This is a genomic window from Corallincola luteus, assembly GCF_004336975.1.
GTDB classification, from domain to species: domain Bacteria; phylum Pseudomonadota; class Gammaproteobacteria; order Enterobacterales; family Neiellaceae; genus Corallincola; species Corallincola holothuriorum.
In genome coordinates this window covers 200,494-215,070 of the sequence record NZ_SJXE01000005.1, presented here as the reverse complement: position 1 = coordinate 215,070, position 14,577 = coordinate 200,494, and the positions used below count along the sequence as shown (strand labels likewise).

The following is a 14,577-nucleotide window of genomic DNA, read 5'->3' as shown; positions in this document are numbered from 1 at the left end:
TGGACACCAGAGACTAAAATGTTTGACCCACATTAAACGAGAAAACTTCTGTTTCATCGCCATCATATTCTTTAATTGCTTTAGCTAGGCTGAATACCATTGGCCCCATCGGGGAAACCCATTGCACTGAGATGCCTGCTGACACCCTAAAGCGATTATAATCAGAATAGTCAGACAATTTATCGTACTCAGAAGGAGACAGGTCGCTGTAGCTGCCATAATCAAACTCAGTATCCCAGACATTACCCGCATCGACGAAGAAACTCGAACGAACAGAGTTGTCATAGGACTCATCTAAAAATGGGGTAGGAACAAATAGCTCCAAGGTAGCAACAGCCAATGCATTACCACCGAGTGAATTACCACTAACAGTAATAAGGTCATCTTCAGGTCCAGGCAAAATAGAATCGCTGCCCCCACCAGGGTTTGGTGAACCAGGAATATTCTCAGGATCAGGGAAACGGATCACACCACGGGGACCGATACTGTTGGAGCGAAAGCCGCGTAAGGTGCCGGAGCCACCGCCACGGAAATTTTCCCAAAACGGCAATATCTGGTCATTGCCATCTTTATCACCATAACCGTTACCGTAACCGAGATTGGTTTTCACCATGAAGCTGAAGTCTTGCTGTTGGGTCAACGGAAAGTACCAACGACTTTCATAATTCAGCTTAAAATACTGCAAATCGCTACTGTGGGGCGTTGTGACCTTACCGTTAACTGTATGCTTGTAACCAGAGGAGGGAAACAGTCCACGGTTAAGTTTATTTCGTGACCAAGAAGCATTGAGATCAAATGTATCAAACTCCAGTTTTGCATCTGGATCATCGATATCGGAATAGATCCGGAAGAATTGCTGGATCTGATCATAGGGGTCCAGATTCGACAGCTCATTATGACGATAACCAGCACCAATACTAAAGCGATCATACTCATTTAGCGGAAAGCCGAGGCTAGTACTTAAGCCATAAGAATCATTATTATAGTTAACAAGGTTAGCGTCGCCCGCATCAAAAGTACTATAAAAGATCCGTCCGCCTAACGACACGCCATCTACCGTAAAGTAAGGATCATTGTATGAAAGATCCACTCTATTAGAATATGTATTTTTACTTAAATTAAGAGACAGACTGTTACCCGTTCCCATAAAGTTGTTCTGTGAGATCCCCCCCTGAAGACTAATACCGCTGCCAGTACCATACCCCACACCGGCGTTGAAAGAACCGGTCTGTTGCTCAGACACTTTCCAATCAACATCAACTTGATCTTCTGAGCCGGGGATCCGCACGACGTCATAACTAGGGTCGGCAAAAAATCCCAGGCGGTTTAAACGCGCTTTTGACTGCTCAAGTGATGACTCTGATAGCCAAGCGCCTTCCATTTGACGCATCTCCCGGCGTAACACTTCATCTTTAGTGACGTGGTTCCCGGAGAAATTTATCCGCCGAACGTAAATACGCGCACCGGGTTCAACATGCACGGTAATCTTCACGCTTTTATCAACATCATCTACTTCAGGGTAAGTACTGACTTTCGGGTAGGCGTAGCCAAATCGGCCAAGGTACCGGCTGATACTCTCTTCTGCGTAGGTAATTTCTGCAGCGCTATATTGACTGCCCGACTTAACTGGGATCAGCGCTCGAATCAGCTCATCTTTGCCCACCAAATTACCAGCAACTTTTACATCGGAAATGGTGTAAATCTCGCCTTCGTTGACATTAATTGTCACATATACGGCTTTTTTATCTGGTGTTAGAGATACTTGAGTAGAATCCACATTAAATCGGATGTAACCACGATCACGGTAATAGCTCGTCAGGTTTTCTAAGTCACCACTTAAGCGCTGTTTCTCATAACGCTGAGAGCCAAAGAAGTCCCACCAAGGTACATGATCAGTCAGCTCAAAAAGATCGCGTAATTCAGGCTCTGGGAAAACCCTATTACCCACGATATTAATCTGCTGAATTTTTGCTGCATCACCCTCATTAAAAACAATTTTCAAGTCGACACGGTTGCGAGGCAACGGCGTGACAAAAACATCAACTTTGGCGGTATACTTACCCACCCCAAAATAGAAATCTTCTAACCCTTTCTCGACATTCGCAATGATACTGCGATCGAGCGGTTCCCCTACTTTAATCCCATTGCCTGCCAAGCTTTCCTGCAGTTGTTCATCAGGAATGTCTTCATTACCACTAAATACGATGTTACTGATAGTCGGACGCTCTGACACACGGACAAGCAGAATATTACCGTCACGCAGCACTTCGATAGATTCAAAATGACCGGACTTATTAAGTGCTTTAATAAGCTGAGCCACGCCTAACGGGGTCACTTCATCGCCGACCCGGAGAGGTACATGCAGCAGTGCCGCACCTAACGCTACCCGTTGTAATCCTTCTATCTGGATATCTTCAACAACGAAAGCCGTTGACGCGACACTAAACCAAGACACACTCAACAGACAAATAGCCGCCAGTGCTTTACGAAAGCCCATTGATATCATTCTATTTTTGCTCGAATACTTCTTATAATTCTAAATTTTCTACAGACGGGCCACATCATTAAAAATGGCAATCCCCATGATGACCAATAACAATACTGAGCCAACACGAAACCCGACTTCCTGAATGCGTTCTGATACTGGTTTACCACGTACAAGCTCGACAATGTAATAAACTAAATGTCCACCGTCGAGCACTGGTAAGGGCAGTAAATTAATCACCCCTAAATTAACACTAATCAGTGCCAAGAACCCGAGAAAATACACCAAGCCATAACCCGCGCTGCTACCTGCACCTTGCGCAATAGATATGGGGCCGCTCAAATTCTTAACTGACACGTCACCGGTAAGGAGTTTGCCGATCATATCAATGCTGAGCACAATAAGTTGTCCTGTTTTCTCGACGCCTTTCACAAAGGCATCAACAAAACTGTATTGCATTTCAAAGCGGTACTCGTCCGGCCATTCATCTACCCGAGGAGCAATGCCTAAGTAGCCAATACTGCCATCTCCAGACGCCTTCTCTGAGGGCACTAATACCAAGGTCACCGGCGCACCGTCACGCATCACATCCACGATGAGCTCTTCACCACCATGCACGGCAATAATCGAAGCAAGTTGAGGCCAGCTTTCAATTAGCTCACTATCAGCAGCAATCACAAGATCGCCAACCTCTAGACCTCCTTGTGCACCAGCGCCAGTCTCTTCAACATGCGCTAGCTCCAACGTCACAGTGGGGAAAAACGGCTTGATACCTAAAGAGCTCAATAAAGGTTGCTGATCAGGATCGAATTGCCACGTTCTGATATCCAATGATTTGTGGCTAATGCCGGACGAAGCAGAGTTTAGTTTAATAGGAATAGTTTCATTGCCGATATGAGCGACTAACGCGAGGCTAACCTCTTCCCAATCTAACGTTTGTCGACCCGCAATTTCGGTTATTTGCATTCCCGGTTCAAAACCCGCTTCTGCAGCGATCGATTCTGGCATCACCTCGCCGATAACGGGCTTAACACTGGGTACACCAATACCAAACATCAGCCAATAGGCTAAGATAGCGAACACGAAATTGGCTAACGGGCCAGCAGATACAATCGCGATCCGCTGGCTGACAGGTTTGCTATCAAACGCTAGATGCTTTTGCTCACTAGGCACATCATCAACACGACCATCTAACATACGCACATAGCCGCCTAGTGGGATAGCAGCCAAAACATACTCAGTGCCACTCTTGCTGACTTTGCTCCACAAGGGTTTACCAAAGCCTATCGAGAACTTCAGTACTTTCACCCCACAACGACGAGCAACCCAGAAGTGACCATACTCGTGAAAAGTGATGAGAATGCCTAACGCGAAAATGAAGGCACATATATTCCATAATATGTCGAACATAGAACTATTGGCTCTCTGTCAGGTATTGCTTGGCCAGCATTCGTGCCATTTTATCTAGCTCGACAACCTGTTCCAAACTATTTAATTGCTGTGGTAAGACCCCATCAAGTACACGATGGTTCACCGCGGATATATCAGTAAACCTGATCGACCTCTCAAGAAATGCATCAACTGCCACTTCATTGGCTGCATTGAGCGCTGTGCAGGCCCATTGCCCTGCATTACAGGCATCGATAGCTAACTTGAGGCAAGGGAATCTGGCATAGTCAGGCGGGACAAATGAGAAATCGACCATCGACGCAAAATCCAATGGCGCCACTCCGCTTTCGATCCGTTCAGGAAAAGCCATCGCATGAGCGATCGGCGTTCTCATGTCTGGATTGCCTAGCTGCGCGATTACAGAGCCATCTACATACTGCACCATAGAATGGATAACACTTTGCGGATGGATCACTACATTGATATCTGCAGGCTTGGCGTTAAACAACCATTTGGCTTCTATAAACTCTAAGCCCTTGTTCATCATGGTGGCTGAGTCAACGGAGATCTTGCGCCCCATATCCCAGTTCGGATGTTTGCACGCCTGCTCCGGCGTCATTGCAGGCAATTCTGACAATGGTGTATTTAAAAATGGACCACCGCTACCAGTTAAAAGGATCTTGGCTATGCCGTTATTACACAACGAAGTTTGTGAGCTTTGCTGTTGAACCGATGCAGGAAGGCACTGAAAAATTGCGTTATGTTCACTATCGATAGGCAGTAGCGTGGCTTTATGGTTCTTTACTGCATCAATAAACAGCTCACCAGACATGACCAGCGCTTCTTTATTGGCAAGTAACACCTTCTTGCCTGCTTTAACCGCAGCCAATGTTGGCATAAGGCCAGCAGCACCTACAATGGCAGCCATTACGGTATCAACATCATCTGCAGATGCGACATCAATTAAGGCATCACTTCCTGCTAACGGAGTAGTTTCTAACCCCGCATTTTTTAGTGCAAGTTTTAACTCGCTATATGACGCCTGACTGGCAACCACGGCAAAACGGGGACGGAACTCAAGGCACAGCTGGACCAAACGAGTGACGTTTTTTCCCGCCGTTAATGCATAAACAGTAAAACGTTCAGGATTACGACGGATAACGTCCAGCGTACTGTCACCAATGGAGCCAGTCGCTCCCAATATAGAGACAGTTTGCATTTAAACGATCCACAACCAATAGCAGAGAGCAAATACCGGCAGTGCAGCGGTTAAACTATCAATACGGTCAAGAATACCGCCATGCCCAGGTAAGATACGCCCGGAGTCTTTTACCCCCGCCTGACGCTTAAACATGCTTTCCGTCAGATCACCGAACACTGAAGCTAATACACTTAACACGCTGGCTAAGACAAAAAAGCCCCAGTCGGCAGGTTCGATATTAAGTAACCAAGCGCCAACCAATGCGACAATCGAAGCAGCACAAAGGCCTCCCAACAGACCCTCGATGGTTTTACCAGGACTCACTTTCGGCATCAGTTTCCGCTTGCCGAATCGTTTACCGGCGAAATAAGCCCCAGAGTCAGCAGCCCACACCATGGCTAATACCGTAAGTAACAGTTCTGCCCCGTAATAGATACCTAAAGAGGATGCATGAGCGCTGCGCAGTAAAAGAACACCAACGGCAAAAGGCAACAAGGTCAATAGCCCTGCGAATACTTTCAAAATGGAACTGTTTTGCCAAACAGCGGCACTAGCGGGAAATGTGAACACCAATATGACAGCCAACACCCACCACGCACAACCGAGACCTAGCACCCATATCAATAGGCTTGTTAAAGCTGTAAGGGTTTCTAGACTAGTAGGCGGGATCAGCCAAAGTAAGCCCCCAAAACAGCTAAATAGCGCAGTGGCCAGAACAAAACGGGATGGCTTAGTTACCAGTCCACATAACCGCGACCACTCCCAACCTGCAATCCAAACAACTAGCGCCATGGCGAGTGCTAGACCATTGGCAGACAGAAAAAACAGCGCACCCAAGGCTACAAGTAAAAGTCCTAACGCTGTCACTATTCGTTGCTTAAGCAAGCATCACCTCTTATTTATCTTCTGTATCGCCGACAACAGACTTCACCTGTTCGCCGGTACAGCCAAAGCGGCGCTCTCGCCCAAGGAAAGTATTGATCGCATCTTCAAACAGCGCTTGACCAAAATCGGGCCAAAGTTCTTCGGTGAAATACATTTCCGCGTATGCCATTTGCCAAACAAGGAAATTACTAATACGACAATCACCACCGGTACGAATCATCAAGTCAGGATCACCCTGCTGCGCCGTTGTAAGATTCTCAGAGAGCATCTCTTCAGTGATATCTTCAGGCTTAAGGCTACCCACCTGTAAAGACTGTGCAAGCTTCTGCACTGACTGGATAACGTCCCAACGTCCACCATAATTCGCCGCTATATTTAGTGTCAGGCCGTCATTATCCTGGGTTAAGCTTTCGGCTGCGGCAATGCGCTCCTGCAAACGATCACTGAACCGACTGACATCACCAATGATACGTAAACGAACATTGTTCTTATGCAAGCGCTTTGCTTCTCGCTGCAAGACACTGAGGAACAACTCCATTAGCAAACTGACTTCAGTATCCGGCCGACGCCAGTTCTCACTGCTGAACGCATAAAGCGTCACGGCCTTTATTTGCCACTTTGTCGCCAAACGAACAGTCTCGCGCACGGCTGCAACGCCCGCACGATGTCCGAGAATCCTTGGCTTTTTCCTCTGCTGTGCCCAACGACCATTACCATCCATGATGATGGCAATATGCTTTGGTAATCGTTCAACACAGTTGGCGAAAGGGTTTTCCTCTGACATCCAGACCTGCACTCTTCCTAACAGATAACTGTTGAAACATATAGAAAACGCCGTGCCGTTGGATGACACAGCGTTTTCCTAGAACAAAGAACCACCGACAAGGTGACGTATTAAAACGCCATCAATTCCTGCTCTTTTGCTTTAAGCAGCTCATCAACTTGCTTAACAAAAGTATCGGTGATTTTCTGAACTTCGTCATGGCCTTTACGATCTTCATCTTCAGAGATCTCTTTCTCTTTAAGAAGCTCTTTAAGATCACTGTTTGCATCACGACGAATATTTCGCACCGCAACACGTGCTGCTTCAGCTTCAGCACGTACCACTTTGATTAAATCTTTACGACGCTCTTCGGTCAAAGGCGGCATTGGAATACGGATCACAGTGCCTGCTGAATTTGGATTCAACCCCAAATCAGAACTCATAATCGCCTTTTCAACCGCACCAGCTAATGACTTATCAAAGACGGTCAATGCAAGAGTACGGGAATCTTCAACGATCACATTGGCAAGCTGCTTAAGTGGTGTCGGTGCGCCGTAATAAGGCACCATAATAGTATCAAGCAGGCTTGGGTGGGCACGTCCGGTACGGATCTTGGCCATTTGTCCTTTCAGCGATTCAATGCTTTTTTCCATACGGGTCTTAGCATCTTTTTTAATATCGTTGATCACTGGATTTTTCTCCGTTGTAATTCGATTCTATTTATCTTCTTGGCTAGGCGTTTTGCTGATCAGAGTGCCTTCGCTCTCACCCATGATCACAGAGCGTAATGCTCCAGGCTTATTCATATTGAAAACGCGGATAGGAATATTATGGTCACGAGCCAAAGTGAACGCCGACAGATCCATCACTTTCAGTTCACGATCCAACACTTCATCGTAGCTTAAATGTGAATACAGCGTGGCAGAAGGATCTTTGACAGGATCTGCAGAATAGACACCTTCAACTTTAGTAGCCTTCAGCACGACATCAGCTTCAATTTCGATACCACGCAAGCAAGCAGCAGAGTCAGTGGTAAAAAACGGATTACCCGTTCCTGCAGAGAAGATAACCACACGACCAGACTTCAACAAGCTGATCGCTTCAGTCCAGTTGTAACTGTCACAAACCCCATTGAGAGGGATTGCAGACATTAAGCGCGCGTTCACATAGGCACGATGCAGGGCATCACGCATAGCGAGTCCGTTCATCACCGTCGCTAACATACCCATGTGGTCGCCCACTACTCGGTTCATTCCTGCTTCGGATAGCTTCTGTCCACGAAACAGGTTTCCGCCACCAATCACCAGCCCCACTTGCACACCAAGCTCAACCAGCTCTTTAATCTCGTGAGCCATACGTCCCAACACCTTCGGATCGATGCCAAACTCCTCATCCCCCATCAGGGCTTCACCACTAAGCTTTAACAAAATTCGACGATAAGCAGGCTTCGGATTGATACTCATAGTACTCTCGGACTAATTAAGGACGGAAAAAAGGCAGCCAGTTGGCTGCCTTATCTTACAACGAGTTAAGCTTTTTGTGCAGCGGCAACTTGTGCTTGCACTTCAGCCGCGAAATCATCTTCCGCTTTCTCGATACCTTCACCAACTTCAAAACGAACAAAGTTAGTCACGTCAGCGTTAGCAGACTTCAGTAAGCCACCGACTGAAGTTGAAGGATCTTTAACGAAAGGCTGACCTGTCAGGCTGATTTCACCGGTGAATTTCTTCATCCGGCCCATCACCATTTTCTCAGCGATTTCGGCTGGCTTACCGCTGTTCATAGCGATCTCAATCTGGATCTGCTTCTCTTTTTCAACAACGTCAGCAGATACATCTTCAGGCTTAAGGAACTGAGGGTTGCTTGCCGCAACATGCATAGCGATATCTTTCGCCAATGCTTCATCAGCGCCATTTGCCGCAACCAGAACACCAATACGTGCGCCGTGAATGTAGCTAGCAACAACATCGGCACCTTCAAGCAAGGCAACACGACGGATGTTGATGTTCTCGCCAATCTTAGTGATCAGGTTCGTGCGGGCAGTATCCAATGCCACACCATCCATCTCACAAGCCAGCAGCGCTTCAAGTGAAGCGGTCTTGTTGTCCAGAGCCAAGCTGATCAGCTTCTCGCCAAATGCCAAGAAGTTTTCGTCGCGGGCAACGAAATCTGTTTCGCTGTTCAACTCGATCATTACGGCTTTATCACCGGCGCTTTTCGCCAAGATGATACCTTCTGCAGCCACACGACCAGCTTTCTTAGCTGCTTTCGCCTGACCAGATTTGCGCATCTCTTCGATCGCTTTTTCGATATCGCCGTCGGCTGCTACCAACGCCTTTTTACAATCCATCATGCCAGCGCCTGTGCGCTCGCGAAGTTCTTTTACCAGAGCTGCTGTAACTGCTGCCATCTGTCAATCCTCGCCATGCCGGTATTCCGGCCAAAATTATCCAGTAAAGTTTAGAAGAAAGGGGCCTTAACCTGGCCCCTTTTCAGCGTTTCATTACCTTAGCGGTAAGTAAAAGGGGTGATTAATAAAACCCTATTTACTCTACAGCTTCTTCTACGAAGCCGTCGCCTTCGACACCAGTAGCGCCTTGTGAACGACCTTCTACAACGGCATCAGCCGCAGCATTAAGATACAGACCCACTGCGCGGATCGCATCGTCGTTACCAGGAACGATGTAATCAACACCGTCAGGGCTAGAGTTGGTATCAACAACAGCAACTACAGGAATACCTAAGTTGTTGGCTTCCTTAATTGCAATGTGTTCGTGCTCTGCATCAATAACGAACAGCACGTCTGGCAATCCAGCCATATCTTTAATACCACCAAGGCTCTTTTCAAGCTTTTCCATTTCGCGAGTACGCATCAGCGCCTCTTTCTTGGTCAACTTGTCAAAAGTGCCGTCTTGGCTCTGGGTTTCCAGATCTTTAAGGCGTTTGATTGACTGACGAACAGTTTTCCAGTTAGTCAACATACCGCCTAACCAGCGGTGATCAACATAGAACTGGCCACAACGCTGAGCAGCTTCTTTCACTGCAACGCTGGCTGCGCGCTTAGTACCGACGAACAATACTTTACCTTTCTTAGAAGCAGCATTGCTGATGAAAGCCAGCGCTTCATTGAACATAGGTACAGTGTGTTCCAGGTTAATGATGTGAACCTTGTTACGAGCACCGAAAATGAAAGGCTTCATTTTTGGGTTCCAGTAACGGGTTTGGTGACCGAAGTGGACACCAGCTTGGAGCATGTCACGCATAGATACGTTAGGCATTTTAATTTCCTCTATGGGGTTAAGCCTCCACATCCCCCATGCAATCGACCTTTTCAGGCACCCCGAAGCATGTGACGGAATGTGTGTGTGGTAGTTTGTATCACAAACAATTGTGATACGGATTTCGGCGCGCTTTATACCACATTCACCCCCCCACGAGCAATTCTCCAGCACTGAAAATGTCGTAATTCATCAGTTTGCATAGCAAGACGCTCTGATTACAGTTTGTTATACTGCCGCTCCTTAAATAATGAAGTGTAAATGGGCAGACGATGAGTATTGTGATTAAAACACCGGCCGACATTGAAAAAATGCGGATCGCCGGTCGCCTTGCTGCGGATGTACTGGAGATGATAGGCCCCTATGTAAAAAAGGGCGTTACTACTGATGAACTAAACCAGATCTGCCACGATTATATCGTTGATGTGCAGAACGCCATCCCTGCCCCACTCAATTATCACGGTTTTCCAAAATCCATTTGCACCTCTGTAAATCACGTTATTTGTCATGGCATCCCTTCAGACAAGCAACTCAAGGATGGTGATATAGTTAATATCGACATCACAGTGATAAAAGACGGCTACCATGGCGACACAAGTAAAATGTTTGTTGTCGGTAAGCCTTCAATCCTCGCGGAAAGATTAATCCGTGTAACCCAGGAATGCTTGTATAAAGGTATCGAGTTGGTCAAACCTGGCGCGTATTTGGGCGACATCGGTTTTGTCATCCAGCAACACGCGGAAAAACATGGCTACTCAGTGGTCAAAGAGTACTGCGGTCACGGTATTGGCAGAGAGTTCCACGAAGAGCCACAGGTGCTTCATTACGGCCGAAAAGGAACCGGTGAGCAACTTAAAGCGGGTATGTGTTTCACCATTGAGCCTATGATCAATGCTGGTAAACCCCACTCGAAATTGATGAAAGATGGTTGGACCGCCATCACCAAAGATCGTAGCCTCTCCGCGCAGTGGGAACACACCTTGCTGGTGACAGAAAATGGCTGTGAAATTATGACCCTACGTGATTGCGATACGATTGACCGAGTCATCTCGCACGACTAACCAACGTTGAGCTACGGAGTATTAATGGAGTTGCAGCAGATCCTCAACGCAATCGAAGAGTTAACGATTGACGGCAAAGTCACGGATTACCGCACCGCTAATAGTGATTTTCTTAACTGGTTACGAGCCCAATATCAATCCGGCTTACCAGTCACAACGTTAGTACATCATCGTGCAACTTTTGTTGATGCCTTACTGAGCAGTTTATGGCAACGCTGTGGCTTAAACGAAATAAAAGATCTTAGTCTGGTCGCTGTCGGAGGCTATGGCCGAGGTGAACTACACCCGCAATCTGATGTTGATATATTGGTTTTAGCCAAACGCCAAGTACCTGACAGCGCCAAGAGTCAGATTAGCGAATTTATCACCTGGTTGTGGGATATACGTTTAGAGGTAGGTCAAGCGGTACGTTCAGTTAAAGAGTGTCTTCAGCTGGGTAAAAACGACATTACCATTGGCACTAATCTGCTGGAATCACGATTGATCTGTGGCGCTGCAACGCCGTTCGATAAACTGCAAGATGCGGTGCAGTCCAAACGCTTTTGGCCGTCAAGTGAGCTTTACCAGGCAAAATTGGCCGAGCAACAAACCCGTCATGAGCAGTTTCATGACACTGGCTACAACCTTGAGCCGAATATCAAAAGTAACCCTGGTGGGTTGCGTGATATTCAAACCATCGGTTGGGTAGCCAAAAGCCACTTTAATGCCAATAGCCTGCAAGAGCTGATCTCCCACAACTTTCTCACCGAGGAAGAGCATCAAGAGTTAATCGAATGCCAGACGTTTCTCTGGCAAGTTCGCTTTATCCTCCATGTAGAAACTGAACGTTCCGAAAACCGTCTACTGTTTGAACATCAGCCCCAGATAGCTGCCGCGCTTGGTTATTGCGACGACGGTAGCGCCGCAGTTGAAAAGATGATGAAGCGGTTCTATCAAACCATTCGTCGTGTGCGTGAACTGAACGACATGCTCATGCAGCTGTTTGACCAAGAGATATTGGGGTCAAATAACAAAGCCAAGCTCTATCCCATCGATGATGATTTTCAGCGTCGTGGCGAAATGCTGGAGATCATCGATGAAAAAGTCTTTGAGCGCCGGCCGGAAGCAATGCTGGAGCTATTTCTTCATATAGCGGATGATCCTGCCATCAAAGGGATCAATGCAGAAACCATACGTCAGTTGCGAATATCACGCCGTAACTTCCAGGGCTACATGGTGGATCACCCACAATACCGTCGACTTTTCGTGCAGTTATTAAAGCACCCTCGTGGTATGGGACGGCCGGTGAGCCGTATGCATAAGCACTCAATGCTCGCGCTCTACTTTCCGTTATGGCAGCAGATTGTCGGTCAGATGCAATTTGACCTGTTCCACGCCTACACTGTTGACGAACATACTTATCGCCTATTACAGAATACTTATCATTTCCTAAGGCCAAGAGCAGAACAAAACTTCCCACTTTGTGGTGAGCTATTACGCAAAATGCGTAAACCTGAACTGCTGTTTCTTGCCGGACTATTTCACGATATAGGCAAAGGCCGCGGCGGCGATCACTCAGTATTAGGTGCGGTGGATGCCTTAGCATTCTGTAAGCAGCATGGCTTTAATCAACAAGATTCAGAAATCGTCGCTTGGCTGGTTAAAAGCCACTTGCTGATGTCTGTCACCGCACAGAAGCGAGATATCTACGATCCTGATGTAGTCAAAGAGTTTGCAGAAAAGGTGGGTGACGAAAAGCGTCTAGACTTCTTATACTGCCTCACCGTGGCTGATATCTGCGCCACCAACGACAATCTTTGGAACACTTGGAAAGCCGCATTGCTGCGTGAACTCTACTTTGCTACCCAATCACTGTTTAGAAACGGTATGGAGTTGGACTACGATCCATCTGAACAGGTAGCGAATATCAGAGCTGATGCAGAAAAAGCATTATTAAAGCGATTCCCTTTGGAGCAAGTGGAACTACTGTTATCTCGTTTCTTCGATGACTATTTCCTACGCCATACGCCGGAGCAAATTGCCTGGCATGGCCGAGAAATAATTAACCATCAATCAGACGAACCCTTGATACTTATCAGCAAACAGATGACCCGTGGTGGCACTGAGATATTTATCTATACCAAAGACTGTCCTGGGCTATTTGCCAAAACAGTTGGCGTGCTAGATCGAAAAGGCCTCAACGTCCATGATGCGCAGATCCAAAGTACCCGAGACGATCATACTTTAGATAGCTTCGTGGTATTAGAGCAGGACGGTGAACCACTGACGGCACCTCACCGCGTAGAGGAGATAAAGCGCGAACTGCTCAGCTCCTTGACATCTCCAGCGACTGATCGAGAAGCGACCCGTCGACCACCGACGCAGATGCGTCACTTTTCAGTGGCTACCAAGGTGAAATTTCTTAATGTCGAAGACCATAGCCGGACGATGTTGGAACTGGTCGCCCTAGACTACCCAGGGTTACTCGCCACCATTGGGGATATATTTGAGACCCATGATGTCTATTTGCAAGCAGCAAAAATTACCACCATTGGTGAGCGAGCAGAGGACTTTTTCATCCTCACCAACTCAGTCGGTGGCGGTTTAGAAGAAACAGCACGAATTGAGCTTCAACATGCACTGGAAGCTCAAATCAACCAAACAATAGATTAACGTTAACTTTGTTTTTACCGGAGAAAATGAATGACTGAACTACAAGGCATTATTGAAGCGGCATTTGAGCAGCGTGAAACTATCACGCCATCAACCGTAGAGCCTAAAGTCAAAGAAGCAATCATCGCTGCCATCGAGCTGATTGATAGCGGCAAAGCTCGCGTCGCAGAAAAGATCGCTAACGAATGGGTTGTCCACCAGTGGCTAAAAAAAGCGGTACTGCTCTATTTCCGCATCAATGACAACGCCGTAGTTGAAGGGGCTGAAAGTAAGTACTTCGACAAAGTCCCAATGAAGTACGAAAACTACTCGGAAGAGGATTTTAAGCGTGATGGCGCCCGCGTCGTCCCACCTGCAGCCGTACGTAAGGGTGCGTTTATCGCGAATGACGCCGTATTAATGCCCTCCTATGTCAACATCGGCGCTTATGTTGGCGAAGGCACCATGGTTGATACTTGGGCCACTGTCGGCTCCTGTGCGCAAATTGGTAAGAATGTACACCTGTCAGGCGGCGTTGGCATCGGTGGCGTATTAGAGCCACTACAGGCTAATCCTACCATCATCGAGGACAACTGCTTTATCGGCGCTCGCTCAGAGGTAGTTGAAGGCGTGATTGTCGAAGAGGGCTCAGTGATTTCAATGGGCGTATTTATCGGCCAAAGCACACGTATTTTCGACCGTGAAACAGGTGAAGTCCATTATGGTCGAGTCCCTGCTGGCTCGGTTGTTGTTAGTGGTAGCCTGCCTTCTAAATGCGGTAACTACAGCCTTTATGCGGCGATCATCGTGAAGAAGGTTGATGCAAAAACGCGTTCTAAAGTAGGGATCAATGCCCTGCTTCGTAGTGCTGAGTAAAACTGGTA

Annotated in this window: 12 protein-coding genes; 3 read left to right on the top strand and 9 right to left on the bottom strand. The window is 47.2% G+C overall.

Annotation, left to right across the window (positions count from 1 at the left end; translation table 11 throughout):
* Nucleotides 1-13: 13 nt before the first annotated feature.
* The 9 genes from bamA to rpsB all read right to left on the bottom strand — a co-directional run bounded on the left by bamA (nucleotide 14) and on the right by rpsB (nucleotide 10,001).
* A complete protein-coding gene (bamA, locus tag EZV61_RS12090) occupies nucleotides 14-2,497 on the bottom strand; it encodes an outer membrane protein assembly factor BamA (protein ID WP_131415863.1) in 2,484 nt (827 codons plus the stop codon).
* Between the two features lie 48 nt (nucleotides 2,498-2,545).
* On the bottom strand, nucleotides 2,546-3,895 hold the full coding sequence (rseP, locus tag EZV61_RS12085; RefSeq protein WP_131415861.1) for a sigma E protease regulator RseP: 1,350 nt from the start codon (nucleotides 3,893-3,895) through the stop codon (nucleotides 2,546-2,548).
* 4 nt (nucleotides 3,896-3,899) lie between these two features.
* Nucleotides 3,900-5,093 carry a 1-deoxy-D-xylulose-5-phosphate reductoisomerase gene (ispC, locus tag EZV61_RS12080; RefSeq protein WP_114338996.1) on the bottom strand — a complete coding sequence of 398 codons (1,194 nt, stop codon included), beginning with the start codon at nucleotides 5,091-5,093 and terminating at the stop codon, nucleotides 3,900-3,902.
* Nucleotides 5,094-5,960, bottom strand: coding sequence for a phosphatidate cytidylyltransferase (locus EZV61_RS12075; protein ID WP_131415859.1), 867 nt, complete (start codon nucleotides 5,958-5,960; stop codon nucleotides 5,094-5,096). It abuts the gene before it with no gap.
* A gap of 10 nt (nucleotides 5,961-5,970) precedes the next feature.
* On the bottom strand, nucleotides 5,971-6,744 hold the full coding sequence (locus tag EZV61_RS12070) for an isoprenyl transferase (protein ID WP_114338994.1): 774 nt from the start codon (nucleotides 6,742-6,744) through the stop codon (nucleotides 5,971-5,973).
* A gap of 110 nt (nucleotides 6,745-6,854) precedes the next feature.
* Nucleotides 6,855-7,376: a ribosome recycling factor gene (gene frr / locus EZV61_RS12065; protein WP_407642952.1), complete on the bottom strand. Its 522-nt coding sequence runs from the start codon at nucleotides 7,374-7,376 to the stop codon at nucleotides 6,855-6,857.
* A gap of 63 nt (nucleotides 7,377-7,439) precedes the next feature.
* Nucleotides 7,440-8,186, bottom strand: coding sequence for a UMP kinase (gene pyrH / locus EZV61_RS12060; RefSeq protein WP_114338992.1), 747 nt, complete (start codon nucleotides 8,184-8,186; stop codon nucleotides 7,440-7,442).
* Between the two features lie 65 nt (nucleotides 8,187-8,251).
* Nucleotides 8,252-9,133, bottom strand: a complete 882-nt coding sequence (gene tsf / locus EZV61_RS12055) for a translation elongation factor Ts (protein WP_114338991.1) — start codon at nucleotides 9,131-9,133, stop codon at nucleotides 8,252-8,254.
* A gap of 136 nt (nucleotides 9,134-9,269) precedes the next feature.
* Complete coding sequence (gene rpsB, locus EZV61_RS12050) at nucleotides 9,270-10,001, bottom strand: 30S ribosomal protein S2 (RefSeq protein ID WP_147271865.1); 732 nt, start codon at nucleotides 9,999-10,001, stop codon at nucleotides 9,270-9,272.
* 272 nt (nucleotides 10,002-10,273) lie between these two features.
* On the opposite strand from rpsB, the gene map reads away from it, so the two are divergent.
* Genes map through dapD form a run of 3 tightly spaced genes read left to right on the top strand, consistent with a single transcriptional unit; the run spans nucleotide 10,274 to nucleotide 14,569 of the window.
* A complete protein-coding gene (map, locus tag EZV61_RS12045) occupies nucleotides 10,274-11,062 on the top strand; it encodes a type I methionyl aminopeptidase (protein WP_114338989.1) in 789 nt (262 codons plus the stop codon).
* A gap of 24 nt (nucleotides 11,063-11,086) precedes the next feature.
* The gene (gene glnD / locus EZV61_RS12040; RefSeq protein ID WP_131415857.1) at nucleotides 11,087-13,714 is read left to right on the top strand and encodes a [protein-PII] uridylyltransferase; all 2,628 of its coding nucleotides are present in this window, start codon (nucleotides 11,087-11,089) and stop codon (nucleotides 13,712-13,714) included.
* Between the two features lie 30 nt (nucleotides 13,715-13,744).
* Entirely contained in the window at nucleotides 13,745-14,569 is an 825-nt protein-coding gene (gene dapD / locus EZV61_RS12035) for a 2,3,4,5-tetrahydropyridine-2,6-dicarboxylate N-succinyltransferase (protein WP_131415855.1), read from the top strand.
* Nucleotides 14,570-14,577: the final 8 nt, after the last annotated feature.

Bases quoted from the DNA above. Each gene is read 5' to 3' on its own strand.
- rpsB (WP_147271865.1), bottom strand. From the start codon at position 10,001: ATGCCTAACGTATCTATGCGTGACATGCTCCAAGCTGGTGTCCACTTC.
- bamA (WP_131415863.1), bottom strand. From the start codon at position 2,497: ATGGGCTTTCGTAAAGCACTGGCGGCTATTTGTCTGTTGAGTGTGTCT.
- rseP (WP_131415861.1), bottom strand. From the start codon at position 3,895: ATGTTCGACATATTATGGAATATATGTGCCTTCATTTTCGCGTTAGGC.
- dapD (WP_131415855.1), top strand. From the start codon at position 13,745: ATGACTGAACTACAAGGCATTATTGAAGCGGCATTTGAGCAGCGTGAA.
- map (WP_114338989.1), top strand. From the start codon at position 10,274: ATGAGTATTGTGATTAAAACACCGGCCGACATTGAAAAAATGCGGATC.
- EZV61_RS12070 (WP_114338994.1), bottom strand. From the start codon at position 6,744: ATGTCAGAGGAAAACCCTTTCGCCAACTGTGTTGAACGATTACCAAAG.
- pyrH (WP_114338992.1), bottom strand. From the start codon at position 8,186: ATGAGTATCAATCCGAAGCCTGCTTATCGTCGAATTTTGTTAAAGCTT.
- tsf (WP_114338991.1), bottom strand. From the start codon at position 9,133: ATGGCAGCAGTTACAGCAGCTCTGGTAAAAGAACTTCGCGAGCGCACA.
- frr (WP_407642952.1), bottom strand. From the start codon at position 7,376: ATGGAAAAAAGCATTGAATCGCTGAAAGGACAAATGGCCAAGATCCGT.
- glnD (WP_131415857.1), top strand. From the start codon at position 11,087: ATGGAGTTGCAGCAGATCCTCAACGCAATCGAAGAGTTAACGATTGAC.
- ispC (WP_114338996.1), bottom strand. From the start codon at position 5,093: ATGCAAACTGTCTCTATATTGGGAGCGACTGGCTCCATTGGTGACAGT.